11 protein-coding genes, 4 tRNA genes and 1 pseudogene are annotated in these 12,683 nt (G+C 64.6%); 7 read left to right on the plus strand and 9 right to left on the minus strand.

Annotated features, from left to right (window positions below; translation table 11 throughout):
- Positions 1–87: 87 nt before the first annotated feature.
- The 3 genes from DIE22_RS22240 (at position 88) to DIE22_RS22250 (ending at position 1,755) form a co-directional block, all read left to right on the plus strand.
- Positions 88–420 (plus strand): hypothetical protein, encoded by a 333-nt coding sequence (locus DIE22_RS22240; RefSeq protein ID WP_260426740.1) that lies wholly within the window; start codon positions 88–90, stop codon positions 418–420.
- Positions 421–997: 577 nt separating this feature from the next.
- Positions 998–1,327, plus strand: coding sequence for a hypothetical protein (locus DIE22_RS22245; RefSeq protein ID WP_124500203.1), 330 nt, complete (start codon positions 998–1,000; stop codon positions 1,325–1,327).
- Between the two features lie 137 nt (positions 1,328–1,464).
- A complete protein-coding gene (locus DIE22_RS22250) occupies positions 1,465–1,755 on the plus strand; it encodes a hypothetical protein (protein ID WP_124500137.1) in 291 nt (96 codons plus the stop codon).
- 122 nt (positions 1,756–1,877) lie between these two features.
- Here DIE22_RS22250 and DIE22_RS22255 read toward each other — a convergent pair whose 3' ends face one another.
- On the minus strand, positions 1,878–3,398 hold the full coding sequence (locus DIE22_RS22255; protein ID WP_124500138.1) for a sensor domain-containing diguanylate cyclase: 1,521 nt from the start codon (positions 3,396–3,398) through the stop codon (positions 1,878–1,880).
- 266 nt (positions 3,399–3,664) lie between these two features.
- On the opposite strand from DIE22_RS22255, the pseudogene DIE22_RS22260 reads away from it, so the two are divergent.
- Positions 3,665–3,867: pseudogene (locus tag DIE22_RS22260) on the plus strand (transposase); the annotation flags it as partial.
- 156 nt (positions 3,868–4,023) lie between these two features.
- Here DIE22_RS22260 and DIE22_RS22265 read toward each other — a convergent pair.
- The 6 genes from DIE22_RS22265 to uvrC form a co-directional block, all read right to left on the minus strand.
- Positions 4,024–4,097 (minus strand) — tRNA-Cys (locus DIE22_RS22265).
- A 101-nt stretch (positions 4,098–4,198) separates the two neighbouring features.
- Positions 4,199–4,274, minus strand: a tRNA-Gly gene (locus DIE22_RS22270).
- Positions 4,275–4,325: 51 nt separating this feature from the next.
- Positions 4,326–4,401 (minus strand) — tRNA-Gly (locus tag DIE22_RS22275).
- A 52-nt stretch (positions 4,402–4,453) separates the two neighbouring features.
- Positions 4,454–4,529, minus strand: a tRNA-Gly gene (locus DIE22_RS22280).
- A gap of 145 nt (positions 4,530–4,674) precedes the next feature.
- A complete protein-coding gene (gene pgsA / locus DIE22_RS22285; protein ID WP_059447979.1) occupies positions 4,675–5,262 on the minus strand; it encodes a CDP-diacylglycerol--glycerol-3-phosphate 3-phosphatidyltransferase in 588 nt (195 codons plus the stop codon).
- 99 nt (positions 5,263–5,361) lie between these two features.
- The gene (gene uvrC, locus DIE22_RS22290; RefSeq protein WP_124606115.1) at positions 5,362–7,392 is read right to left on the minus strand and encodes an excinuclease ABC subunit UvrC; all 2,031 of its coding nucleotides are present in this window, start codon (positions 7,390–7,392) and stop codon (positions 5,362–5,364) included.
- A gap of 76 nt (positions 7,393–7,468) precedes the next feature.
- On the opposite strand from uvrC, the gene earP reads away from it, so the two are divergent.
- The 3 genes from earP to DIE22_RS22305 all read left to right on the plus strand — a co-directional run bounded on the left by earP (position 7,469) and on the right by DIE22_RS22305 (position 11,008).
- The gene (gene earP / locus DIE22_RS22295) at positions 7,469–8,656 is read left to right on the plus strand and encodes an elongation factor P maturation arginine rhamnosyltransferase EarP (protein ID WP_124606116.1); all 1,188 of its coding nucleotides are present in this window, start codon (positions 7,469–7,471) and stop codon (positions 8,654–8,656) included.
- 137 nt (positions 8,657–8,793) lie between these two features.
- The gene (gene efp / locus DIE22_RS22300; protein ID WP_124500141.1) at positions 8,794–9,351 is read left to right on the plus strand and encodes an elongation factor P; all 558 of its coding nucleotides are present in this window, start codon (positions 8,794–8,796) and stop codon (positions 9,349–9,351) included.
- A 271-nt stretch (positions 9,352–9,622) separates the two neighbouring features.
- A complete protein-coding gene (locus DIE22_RS22305; protein ID WP_124606117.1) occupies positions 9,623–11,008 on the plus strand; it encodes a sigma-54 dependent transcriptional regulator in 1,386 nt (461 codons plus the stop codon).
- 151 nt (positions 11,009–11,159) lie between these two features.
- On the opposite strand, the gene nagZ is transcribed toward DIE22_RS22305, so the two are convergent.
- Positions 11,160–12,188 carry a beta-N-acetylhexosaminidase gene (nagZ, locus tag DIE22_RS22310; protein ID WP_124500143.1) on the minus strand — a complete coding sequence of 343 codons (1,029 nt, stop codon included), beginning with the start codon at positions 12,186–12,188 and terminating at the stop codon, positions 11,160–11,162.
- Between the two features lie 16 nt (positions 12,189–12,204).
- Positions 12,205–12,645, minus strand: coding sequence for a holo-ACP synthase (gene acpS / locus DIE22_RS22315; RefSeq protein ID WP_124500144.1), 441 nt, complete (start codon positions 12,643–12,645; stop codon positions 12,205–12,207).
- Positions 12,646–12,683: the final 38 nt, after the last annotated feature.

The following is a 12,683-nucleotide window of genomic DNA, read 5'->3' on the forward strand; positions in this document are numbered from 1 at the left end:
GTCCGATGCGTTGCGTGGTCGCTTGCCGCCGTCCCGCTTTTCTGCGGGCAAGCGTTCGCGGCCGGCGCCTGTCCGACGCCGTTTGCATTGAGCGGCAATATCGATCTGCCGTGGAAGGAAGTCACCAACAACCAGTGGCGCAACATGCTGCCGCGCGGCTGGACCGACAACGGTTTTCACTTTTACAGCCGGGTGCGCAGCCGCGGTCCGGAGAACGGCATCAACACGCCGTCGGATCTCGAGTCCGAAATCCGCAAGCAGAGCTCCGACGATCCCGCCGGCGGCAACAACCCGAATCGCCGCGCGATCACGCTGCCGATCGTGAACAGCAAGGGCCAGCATCTGCTCGCGATTTACGACTACGACGGCAAGAGCACGTCGAAGTGCGAACTGGTGACGTTGACGTATCCGGCGGAATAGGATGAGGCGCGGAAACAAATGCCCCGCCGAAGCGGGGCTTTTCTTTTCTTGCTGGAGGCGCGAGCCGGAATCGAACCGGCCTAAATGGCTTTGCAGGCCGTCATAGTATTTTTAAAATCAATCGTTTATATAGATTGACCACTCGAATAAGCCACCTGGAATCGACGCAACTGACTGCCCTCCCACCTGGAACCCAGGCTGCGGCCTACGCTTCAACATGCGATCGGGGCTTCGCGAAACAACGCGAGTCAGTACCGTGCGCCCTTCCACGCATCCCATGCAGCCGCCGCCCGTGTTCCCTTTACATAGCCGTCTTGATCCCGAACTCGATGGATGACGGCAGCGCGATATTCGCTTGGCGTGTCGCGAAACCACCATTGCTCAAAAAGCGCTCTCTCCCCGCTCACATCCTTCTCCCTGTCGCAGTTTCACCGTGGATCCAATGCCCGGTGCGATCAAAGCTGTTCCCGTCATACGGAAGCATTTGTTGATTCCTGCCAGCTCCAGTGTTGCGATCATGGTTCTCGTGTTCGCAATGGCGAGTACACTGAAAGTTCAATGGAAGCAGGAGAATGTGATGATTGACCCTGGCCCCCAAAGCACTTTCCGAGGGCTGCCGCTTACCGTTGAGCAGGACGCGGAAGTGAGGCACTACATCAAGGACCGAACTCGGCGTGGGCTACCATGGGACACGCCGGAGTTGGGCGCGATGCTCAATGACATGCTGCATCCCCCGAGTGACGGTGACGGTGATGGTGACGGCGACGTCACATCCCCGCCAGACGAAACCAGAGCCGCCGCCGAGCGTGCAACGGCGTCGATTGACGAAGCGATGGACCCCATCGAGGCAAATGAGGAGTGGAATGCGGCCATGGAGTCGGAAGGCATGAAAGGACCCCGACGATAACCTGCCAACGTCACTCCAATGATGCAGCAGTCCCTGCGCATTGCCTGACAAGGCTCGACACCGGCCGCCGAAATGCTCGCATCAGCACGGTTGAAGCTTGAGTTTTCACGCGTGGATGCAATACTCCAAGCTCAGCGATGAACGAGCCACTCCAAACCAACATGTCTGATGATGTTACCAATGTCACCGCCCCTGTTTACTGCGAGGATGCAGGTCTAATTTTCTCTGCGTACCGCCGTGGATGGGGCTATGTCGCATTCAGACTTCCAGCCGATGTTATTCGTGAGAAGTTTGGAAGTGACTTGGAGACGCCAGAGCAACTTCTCGCGGCGTTCGAGGGCAACCGAGACCATGTCGCTCTTGCAATCAGCCGGCATGCGCCACCTGAGTCCGGTCAACGCATACAGCTCGACAGTTCGGATTTTTAAAGCTCAAGCGTCCGCTGACCGTTCCCCCCGTAGTTCAGCGGATGGAATGATAAGCACGAAGCTTATCCAGCAAGGCTCCTGCCCCTTGCTGCAGCAAATCGGTAGCACGCAGGAAAGCCCGCTCACAGCGGGCTTTGGCGTTCCTGGAGCCGCCAGATCGCTCCGTCAGCTGCTGCCTGAGAAGCAGCGACCCTGTTCCGACCGGTTGTCTTCGCATAGTACAGCGCCTCGTCGGCCTCCCTGATCACCGCGCTAGGGTCGCCGTCCTGATCCGGCGTCCAGGTCGCCAGACCAATACTGGCTGTCACTCGCCCATATTCGCTACCGGCGTGCTCAAGTGCCAGGTCGTCGATTGCCGCACGAATCTGTTCTGCAATCTGCGTGGCTCCGGTCTGCGGCGTGTCCGGGAGCAGCACGACGAATTCCTCCCCGCCATAGCGAGCCGCGGTATCGGCCGGGCGTCGGATGTTCTCGCCGATGCAACGGGCGACCGCAGCCAGCGCATCATCCCCTGCCTGGTGGCCGTAAGTATCGTTGTAAGCCTTGAAGCGGTCGACGTCGACGAACAGCAGCGAGAAGACCGAATGCGCCCGCTTGGCGCGACGCCACTCCCGATCCAGCACCTCCCCGAAACTGCGACGATTGTTCAGGCCGGTGAGCCCGTCGGTGCGTGCGAGCAGCACCAGTTCGGACTCAGCGCGCATCCGGCGGCGCAGTTGCCCGCTGAGCATGATCGACAGAGCGATGAAAGCGGCGCCGAAGGTGGCCACTAACGCGCCGATCGTCACGGCGCGGTGCCGCCACGCGGCATAAATCTCCTGCTCGGCTTCCGCGACCATGATGATCAGAGGCAGAGTCGGCAGGTTCTTGAAGTAGTAGAGCCGACGTACGCCGTCAATCGACGCCGTTTCCGAGAACACGCCTTCCGGCGCGCTCCGAAATCGTCGAAAGGTCGCAGCCTTGCTGATGTCGCGGCCGACGCTGCTGACGTTGTACGGCTGACGCATCACCATGATGCCGTCCTTGCCGATCAGCGACATCGAACCGTGCTGCCCCAGCGACAGGCCCGCAAACAGCCGGTGGAAGTACTCGAGGTTGACTGCAATCAGCGCGATGCCGGCGAACGACCCGTCCGGATTCGAGATGCGCCGCGACAACACGATGCTGAGCATGCCGGCACGCAGGCGCGACACGAACGGATCGCTGACGTAAAGACCAACATCAGGGTTATCGCGGTGGACGGTGAAGTACCTGCGATCGGCGAAATTGCCCTTGCGAGGCACGTCGCTGGCCGAATCCAGGATGATGTTGCCCTTGGCATCGAGCACCAGTTGCGAACCGATAAAGGCGGCATTCATCGCATGGTCGAACAGCACGCCGCGTCGCAACGTGGGCGCCGCCGCCATCACGTCGGGCCGCTGCAGGCCGTGGATCAGCGCCTGCAAGGACAGGTCGTAGAGTTCGAAGTTGCGCTCGATGTCGCGCTCAGCCATCAGGCCGAGATTACGCGAGGTTTCGCTGGCGCGCTCCAGGGCGTCGTTACGGCTCTGGAATAGCTGCAGCACGCACAGACCCATCAACGCGCAGGCGATCACAATGCCGACCGCCACGATGACGTAGGGGGCTGCAGTCCGACGATGCATGGTCTCCTCACCGCAAAATGAGCCGCGCCCGGGGCGTGGCATGTTTTCCGCATACTAAATCGGACAGGTGCATTTGAAAACTCGGCGCGAAGCCGACCGGAACGCGAACAGCAAAAAGCAACTTTGTGTCCGACCGATGACAAAACTGCCGGTGTCTTCGAGGGACACAATTTGACGGATCGCACCGTCTGCTGCGAGTTGACCTGCCCCCGGCAAACCGGGCCAGTCAGAACCTAGTAGAGTTCGTTTTCGGAGAAGAAGCGAACTTGAAGAAGCGCTTTACGGAAGCGCAAATCATCGCGCTTCTGAAGGAAGCCGAGGCCGGCATGCCGGTGAAGACGCTGTGCGGGAAGCATGGCTTCAGTGATGCGTCGTTCTCACATGGCGCGCGAAGTTCGGCGGCATGGCGGTGTCGGAAGCGCGCCGGCTGAAGGATCTTGAGGCGGAGAACGCACGGCTGAAGACGCTACAGCGGAGGCTCCTGCCGCATTCCGGGAGCTGGGTTAACAGGACTTTGCCAGACGCCGGCTGGCCCTACCGAAGGGGGCAGGCCAGCATTGCCATCTTGGGAAACGGGCCGGAAAAAGAAAAAGCCCTGATTTCTCAGGGCTTTTTCTCTGCTACTTGGAGGCGCGAGCCGGAGTCGAACCGGCCTAAACGGCTTTGCAGGCCGCTGCATAACCGCTTTGCTATCGCGCCAAAAGCGGACTGTCCTGATGCCACGGAGGCAAGCGACAGATTTTTTATTCGAGGACCGTCAGTCCATCAAATAAAAAGGGAAGCGTGGCTTCCCCATGACTTGGAGCGGGAGACGAGTCTCGAACTCGCGACCTCAACCTTGGCAAGGTTGCGCTCTACCAACTGAGCTACTCCCGCATTGTCCTGCACCCGCAGCGCTTTACCGTACAACGCGCCGCCAGAAAAATCTGGAGCGGGAGACGAGTCTCGAACTCGCGACCTCAACCTTGGCAAGGTTGCGCTCTACCAACTGAGCTACTCCCGCATGTGTCCTGCATCTGCAGCGCTTTGCCGTACAACACGCTGCCAGAAAAATCTGGAGCGGGAGACGAGTCTCGAACTCGCGACCTCAACCTTGGCAAGGTTGCGCTCTACCAACTGAGCTACTCCCGCAGTATTGCTGCGCTACTGTTTCCCCGTCACACACTTACTTCGTCGTGCAGCGGAGAAGCGAGATTATGTCGAAGGCACATTCGTATGTCAAGGGCTTTTCCAGCCCTTTTTCCAAAAACCTGCGCGAGCGAATGTGCCGGCCCCGTCACGCGCCGCCGCGCTCGCGGATCTGCGGCCATGCGAGCTTCATGTAGTACAGCATCGACCAGATCGTCAGCACCGCCGCGAGATACATCAGCCACTCGCCCCACACGCGCGTGTCGATCGTCGCGATGCCGAGCGGCAGCGGGCCGTAGTACAGCAGCATCGGAATCGCGACCATCTGGCATGCGGTCTTGAACTTGCCGAGCTGGTTCACCGCGACGCTCTTCGACGCGCCGATCTGTGCCATCCATTCGCGCAGCGCCGAGATCGCGATTTCGCGACCGACGATCACGAGCGCGATCGCCGCATCGACCCGCGCAATCTGCACGAGGATCAGCAGCGCGGCCGTCACCATCAGCTTGTCCGCGACCGGATCGAGGAATGCGCCGAACGACGACGTCTGGTTCCACTTGCGCGCGAGAAACCCGTCGAACCAGTCGGTCAGCGCGGCGAGGATGAAGATCGCCGCCGCCGCGAGGTTGCGGTGCGCACCGCCCATCACCGTGTCCGGCAGATAGAACACGCCGACGACGAGCGGGATCAGCACGATCCGTACCCACGTCAGGAAAATCGGGAAATTGAACGGCATGGCATGCGGGTCAGTAAAGGATTCGCAATTGTGCCGTGTCGACCGGCCTGCCACAAGAACGCGAGAACGCGCTCAGGCTCGGCCGGTCGCACGGCCGGATCAGTGAAGCTGCTTGTAGATCTGCTCGGCGAGCGCGTGCGAGATGCCGTCGACGCTTGCCAGCTCCTCGACGCTCGCGGCGACCACCCCGCGCAGCCCGCCGAACCGCGCGAGCAGCCGCTGGCGGCGTTTCGCGCCAACCCCTTCGAGTTCCTCGAGCCGCGAGGTCTGGCGCGCCTTCGCCCGCTTCGCGCGCATCCCGGTGATCGCAAAGCGGTGCGCCTCGTCGCGGATCTGCGCGACGAGCATCAGCGCGGCGCTCTCCTTGCCGAGTTCGAGCGGCGTGCGACCGTCCGCGAACACGAGCGTCTCGAGGCCGACCTTGCGCCCCTCGCCTTTCGCGACGCCGACCAGCATCGACGTGTCGAGCCCGAGCTCGGTGAACACCTGTCGCGCGATCTCGACCTGTCCCTTGCCGCCGTCGATCAGCACGATGTTCGGCAGCAGGCTCGATGCCTCGGCCTGGCGCGTCGATTCGCCGTCGATGCCGGCCGCGTCGTCGGCGGCCGCCGCCTGCGCGGCCTGCTCGACCATCTTCTCGTAGCGGCGCGTCAGCACCTGCCGCATGGCCGCGTAATCGTCGCCCGGCGTGATGCCGGTGATGTTGTAGCGACGGTACTCGCCCGACTGCATCTTGTGATGGTGGTAGACGACGCACGACGCCTGCGTCGCCTCGCCCATCGTGTGGCTGATGTCGAAACACTCGATGCGCAGCGTCGCGAGATCGTCGCATTCGAAGTTGAGCGTCTCCGCGAGCGCGCGCGTGCGCGCCTGCTGCGAGCCCTGCTCGGACAGCAGCCGTGCGAGCGCGAGCCGTGCATTCTGTTCGGCCATCGACAGCCACGCGCGCCGCTGCCCCTGCGGCTGCCGCACCAGCGACACCTTGTGACCGGCCTGCTCGGACAGCAGCTCGAGCAGGTCGCGGCTCGCGGGCGCATGGCTCACGACCAGCACCGGCGGCACGCGATTGCCGAGATAGTGCTGCGCGATGAACGCATCGAGCACCTCGGCCTCCACCGGCGCCCCCGCGCCACGCGCGGCGGCAGCCTCTTCCGCGGGCTGGTCGGGCAACGCCGCGGCGGCTTCGCCGGCACCGTGCGCCGCCTCGGCCTCGTCGCCGAGCCCGCCTTCGGCAAGCGTCAGCGCACTTTCGACGTGCGTCGGGAAATACGCCTTGTCGCCGAGGTGCCGGCCGCCGCGCACCATCGCCAGGTTCACGCACACGCGTCCGCCCTGCGCGACGACCGCCAGGATGTCGACGTCGCTGTCGCTGCCGACCTCGATCGCCTGCTGGTGCAGCACCGTCGCGAGCGAACTCATCTGGTTGCGCACGGCGGCCGCCTGCTCGAACTTCAGCTCGGCCGCGAACGCGTGCATCTTCTGCTCGAGCTCCTTCATCACTTCCGACTGCCGGCCGAGCAGGAAGCGCGCGGCGTTCGACACGTCGATCGCGTAGTCGTCCTCGGAAATCGCGCCGACGCACGGCGCCGTGCAGCGCCCGATCTGATGCAGCAGGCACGGCCGCGTGCGGTTGTTGAAGACCGAATCCTCGCAGGTGCGCAACTGGAACACGCGCTGCAGGATCTGGATGCTCTCGCGCACGGCCCACGCGCTCGGGAACGGCCCGAAGTACTGGTTCTGCTTGTCGACCGAGCCGCGGTAGTACGCCATGCGCGGAAAGCGGTGCGCGGTGAGCTTCAGGTACGGATACGACTTGTCGTCGCGAAACAGGATGTTGTAGCGCGGCGCGAGCGCCTTGATCAGGTTGTTCTCGAGCAGCAGCGCCTCGGCCTCCGAGCGCGTGACGGTCGTCTCGATGCGCGCGATGCGCGTGACCATCATCGCGATGCGCGGCGACAGCTGCGTCTTCGTGAAATAGCTCGATACGCGTTTCTTCAGGTCGCGCGCCTTGCCGACGTAAAGCACGGCGCCCGCCGCGTCGTAGTAGCGGTAAACGCCCGGCATGTGCGGCAACTGCGCGAGGATCTTCTTGGGTTCGAACGGGGTGTCGGCGGCTTCTGGGGATGTCATGCGTGATCCGGGTGCCTTGTGGCGCGGAACGGGTCCATTAGAATCGCCAGTTTAGAGCATTCACCGGCCCGCTTCGATGCCCCGCACCGCCCCCGCCCCCGCTTCACCGCTCGCGCCCGACGAACCGATCGCGTGCGACCTCTTCTGCACCGTGATCGACAACTTCGGCGACATCGGCGTGTGCTGGCGCCTCGCCCGCCAGCTCGCGCACGAACACGGCTGGCAGGTGCGCCTATTCATCGACGACCTGCACACGTTCGCGCGGCTGCTGCCGGGGGTCGATCCCGATGCCGGGCGGCAGATGCTCGACGGCATCGCGGTCGAACACTGGCATGCGGAAGTCGGCGACGCGCTGGAGATCGCCGACGTCGTGATCGAGGCGTTCGCGTGCGAGCTGCCCGGCGCGTATCTCGCGGCGATGGCGCGCCGCGCGCGCCGCCCCGTATGGATCAATCTCGAATACCTGAGCGCCGAGGACTGGGTCGCCGATTTCCATTTGCGGCCGTCGCCGCACCCGCGCTACCCGCTGCTGAAGACGTTTTTCTTCCCGGGACTGTCGGCCGGCACGGGCGGCGTGCTGAAGGAACACGGCCTCGACGCGCGCCGCACGGCCTTCGAAACCGACGCGGCGGCGCGTGCCGCGTGGTGGCAGCATGCGACCGGCGACGCGCCGCCGGCGCCCGGCACGACGGTCGTCAGCCTGTTCGCGTATGAAAATCCGGCCGTCGACGCACTGCTCGCGCAGTGGCGCGACAGCCCGTCGCCCGTCGTCGCGCTCGTGCCCGCCGGCCGTGTATCGCCGGCTCTCGCCCGTTTTTTCGGGGTCGAATCGTTCGGCGCCGGCGCACGCGGGAAGCGCGGCAACCTGACCGCTTACGGGCTCGCGTTCGTCCCGCAGGCCGACTATGACCTGCTGCTGTGGGCGGCCGACGTCAATTTCGTGCGTGGCGAGGACTCGTTCGTCCGCGCGCAATGGGCACGCAAGCCGTTCGTGTGGCACATCTACCCGCAGGCCGACGATGCGCACCTGCCGAAGCTCGACGCGGCGCTCGCGCACCTGTCGGCCGGGCTTGCCGACGCGCCGCGCGCGGCGCTCGAGCGCTTCTGGCACGCGTGGAATGGCGCCGGCACGCCTGATTGGGCGGATTTGCTGCAACACCGTGCCGCGTTCGACGCCAACGCGGCCCGCTGGGCCGACGCATTGGCGAGCGTCGGCGATCTCGCCGGAAAGCTGGCGGAATACGCAAAATCTCAGTTAAAATAAACGGTTATCCGACGGCTGACCACGCAAGCGCTCGCGCTTGAGGCGCTTGGCGCCCACCGGAACGCACCCCGCTTGCGCCGTCAGCCGTTGCGCAACGCTCAGGCACCTATTTATTTGATTGGATCAGGACAGTTTTTATGAAGACCGCACAGGAACTCCGCGTAGGCAACGTCGTGCAGATCGGCAGCGAAGCATGGGTCATCGCAAAGGCGGAATACAACAAGTCGGGCCGTAACTCCGCCGTCGTCAAGATGAAGATGAAGAACCTGCTGACGAACGCAGGCCAGGAATCGGTCTACAAGGCCGACGACAAGTTCGACGTCGTCGTGCTGGACCGCAAGGAAGTGACGTACTCGTACTTCGCCGACCCGATGTACGTGTTCATGGACGCCGACTACAACCAGTACGAAGTCGAAGCGGAAATGATGGGCGAAGCGCTGAACTACCTCGAAGACGGCATGGCTTGCGAAGTCGTGTTCTACAACGAGAAGGCGATCTCGGTCGAACTGCCGACGATCCTGGTTCGCGAGATCACCTACACGGAACCGGCCGTCAAGGGCGACACGTCGTCGGGCAAGGTGCTGAAGAACGCCAAGCTCGCGACGGGCTTCGAACTGCAAGTGCCGCTGTTCTGCAGCACCGGCGACAAGATCGAAATCGATACGCGTACGAACGAATACCGCAGCCGCGCGTAATCGCCCGCGAATTCCGTATCGAAAAAAGCGCCCTGCGGGGCGCTTTTTGTTTGCCTGCCGTCGACAGCACCGGTGCGGCGGTACCATAGGCAGCACAAAATCCAGCACTAAAGGTATTCAATTTGTATCATCGGTAACTGTTTTATATCAACGGAGAAATAATGCACGTCAGGCGTTCAGCGGGGCATAAAATCAGTTTTTAATCTGACATGCGGCTGCGGCCGGCTCGATGGCCGACAGCCCGCCTCTCTTGACTCGACTCGCGTCCACCATGCCACACGCCCTGATTGTCGAAGACGATCCCAACAGTCTGTCCGGCCTGACCGCGCTGCTCGCAGCAGACGGCTTCTCGGTCGACACGGCCACGTCGCTCGCCGAGGCACGCACGGCGCTCGGCCGCTCGATTCCCGATGTCGTCCTCGTCGACCTGAACCTGCCGGACGGCAGCGGGTTCGACCTGCTCCAGCACCTGCCGCAGCAGCAGCCGAACGGCTCGCTGCCGGTGATCGTGCTGACGGGCAACGCGACGGTCGAGAGCGCGATCGAAGGCCTGCGTCACGGCATCTGGGACTACCTGCTGAAGCCGATCAACATTCCGCGCCTGCGCAGCCTGCTGGCCCGGATTCCGCGGCCCTACGAACTGATCGACGAAGTACGGACGCTGCGCGCGTCGCTGCGCCACCTCGGCCGCTTCGGGGCACTGGTCGGCCGCAGCGAGGCGATGCAGCACGTGTACGACATGATCGAACACAACGCGGGCACCGAAACGGCCGTGCTGTTCGCGGGCGAAGCCGGCGCCGGCAAGAAGCTGGCCGCGCGCACGCTGCACGACCTGAGCCGGCGCCGCAAGGGGCCGTTCGTGACGTTCGACTGCCGCACGATCGCGCAGGCCGGGCGTTACGGCGCGTCGCTCGACAGCGTGCTGTTCGGCCATGAGCGCGGCGCGTTCGACGGCGCCGAACGGCGCGAATCGGGCCTGTTCGAACAGGCCGGCGGCGGCACGTTGTTCCTCGACGAGATCACCGCGTTGCCGCTCGTGCTGCAGGAGGCGCTGCTGCATGCGCTCGACTCGCAGAACTTCATGCGGATCGGCGGCACGAGTTCGATCACGAGCGACTTCCGGCTGATCGCGACCACGCGCCGCCCGGCGCGCGAGGCAGTCGCGAACGGCACGCTGCGCGAGGATCTGTGGCTGCGTCTCGACGCGGCATCGATCACGATGCCGCCGCTGCGCGAGCGCGACGGCGATGCGCTCGCCATCGCGGACGCACTGATCGACGAACTGAATCGCGACGCACGCGCCACCGGACGCAGCACGACCGACAAGCGCGCGGCGTCGGGCTTCGTACGCGAATGCCTGTCCTACGAATGGCCCGGCAACGTGCGCGAACTGCACGAGCGCGTGCGCTTCGCCTACGACGCGTCCGGCGATTTCATCGAGACGCTCCGCGCGGGCGAAGCGACCTTCGCGACCGGCGCCGCGCTGAACGGCAGCAGCGTCCAGATCAAGGTCGGCACCCCGCTGTCCGACGTCGAGGACCTGCTGATCCGCGCGACGCTCGACGCGGTCGGCGGCACGCGCCATCGCGCCGCGACGCTGCTCGGCATCAGCCCCAAGACGCTGTACAACAAGCTGCAGCGGATGAAGGTCAACTGACCGGGCGCGAGGTTGTTCGGGGCGCCGGCTGGATTTGACGGTTAGTTGCGTAATGGCGGTTTGCCCGCGTTTCGCATCCCGATGAAGAAACCGCGCGAACGCGCGGTTTTTTTCGGCAACGGGAGGGCGGCATCGCGCCGCCCTTCCCCGCTTACGCCAGTGCGCTACGCAACAGCGCTTGCGCCTGCACGTACTCGGGCTGCACGATCAGCTTGTCCCACTTGAGCGGCTTGCCGCGCGCCCGCATCCGCTTGATGCGCCGCACCGACGCGGCCGACGCCTGCGCCTTCAGCCCGTTCAGCACGACCTCGGCCGCGTCCGGCTGGTTGCAGACGAGCACCATGTCGCAGCCGGCGGCGAGCGCCGCGTCGGCCGCCTGCGTGAGCGTGCCGCCTTCGCGCGCCGCCTCCATCGACAGGTCGTCGCTGAAGATCGCGCCCGCAAAGCCCAACTGCCCGCGCAGGATGTCCTGCAGCCACACGCGCGAGAAGCCGGCCGGCCGCTTGTCGACCTGCGTGTAGATCACGTGCGCGGGGATCACCGCGGACAGCGACAGGCCGAGCCAGTCGTACGGCGCGACGTCCTGCTTGAGGATCGTGTCGAGCGGCCGGTCGTCGGTCGGCAGCGCGACGTGCGAATCGGCTTCCGCGAAACCGTGCCCCGGGAAATGCTTGCCGCAGTTCGCCATGCCGGCGAGCGACAGCCCGTGGTTCAGGCTCTTCGCGAGCAGCGTGACGACGCGCGGGTCGCGATGGAACGCGCGATCGCCGATCACCTTCGAGTGCCCGTAGTCGAGGTCGAGCACGGGTGTGAAGCTCATGTCGATCCCGCATGCACGCAGCTCGGCGGCCAGGATGTAGCCGACCGCGGTCGCGACCTTCGTCGCGAGCAGCACGTCGCGGTCCCACAGTTCGCCGAGGCGGCGCATCGCGGGCAGCACCGTGAAGCCGTCGGTGCGGAATCGTTGCACGCGGCCGCCTTCGTGATCGACGGCGATCAGGATGTCCTCGCGCACCGCGCGGATCGAATCGGTCAGCGCGGTCAGCTGCGCGCGGTTCTGGAAATGCCGCGCGAACAGGATCACGCCGCCGGTGTTCGGATGCGCAAGGCGCCGCGCATCGTCGCGCGACAGGGCCGTGCCGACGACGTCGAGCATGACCGGGCCAGGAGTCGTTTTCATCGGATCGGGAAGTCCGTCAGGGAGTGGGTCGGGAAACAGATACGGGTGCAGGCGGCGACGCGGCGTCGGTCTCGGCGACTACGAACGACACCGCGTAGTCGCGTTCGTCGCTGACCGTCACGCGTGCCGTGATGCCGCGTGCGGCGAGCCAGTCGGCCAGCTCGCCCGACGCGACGACGTACGGTTCGCCGCTGCGCTGGTTGAGGGTCTGCAGCGCGCGCCACGTCATCGGCCAGTGCATGCCGAGCCCGATCGCCTTCGAGAACGCTTCCTTCGCGGAAAAACGCGTCGCGAGAAACGCGATGCCGCGCGCCTCGGAGCGCGCGCGGCGCGCGTGGAACACGCGCAGTTCGTCGGGGCCCAGCACCTTCTCGGCAAACCGGCCGCCCGTGCGCTCGAGCACGGCCGCGATGCGGCTTACCTGGACGATGTCGGTGCCGATGCCATAGATCGCCATGTCAGCGCCCGCCGTGATGCGCGGACGATGCCGGGTGG

The sequence above is a fragment of the Burkholderia sp. Bp9142 genome, assembly GCF_003853415.1.
Lineage (GTDB): Bacteria > Pseudomonadota > Gammaproteobacteria > Burkholderiales > Burkholderiaceae > Burkholderia.

Coding starts and splice junctions, on each gene's coding strand:
- earP (WP_124606116.1), top strand. CDS start 7,469: ATGCCCCGCACCGCCCCCGCCCCCGCTTCACCGCTCGCGCCCGACGAA.
- DIE22_RS22250 (WP_124500137.1), top strand. CDS start 1,465: ATGAACGAGCCACTCCAAACCAACATGTCTGATGATGTTACCAATGTC.
- DIE22_RS22255 (WP_124500138.1), bottom strand. CDS start 3,398: ATGCATCGTCGGACTGCAGCCCCCTACGTCATCGTGGCGGTCGGCATT.
- nagZ (WP_124500143.1), bottom strand. CDS start 12,188: ATGAAAACGACTCCTGGCCCGGTCATGCTCGACGTCGTCGGCACGGCC.
- DIE22_RS22245 (WP_124500203.1), top strand. CDS start 998: ATGATTGACCCTGGCCCCCAAAGCACTTTCCGAGGGCTGCCGCTTACC.
- efp (WP_124500141.1), top strand. CDS start 8,794: ATGAAGACCGCACAGGAACTCCGCGTAGGCAACGTCGTGCAGATCGGC.
- acpS (WP_124500144.1), bottom strand. CDS start 12,645: ATGGCGATCTATGGCATCGGCACCGACATCGTCCAGGTAAGCCGCATC.
- uvrC (WP_124606115.1), bottom strand. CDS start 7,392: ATGACATCCCCAGAAGCCGCCGACACCCCGTTCGAACCCAAGAAGATC.
- DIE22_RS22305 (WP_124606117.1), top strand. CDS start 9,623: ATGCCACACGCCCTGATTGTCGAAGACGATCCCAACAGTCTGTCCGGC.
- pgsA (WP_059447979.1), bottom strand. CDS start 5,262: ATGCCGTTCAATTTCCCGATTTTCCTGACGTGGGTACGGATCGTGCTG.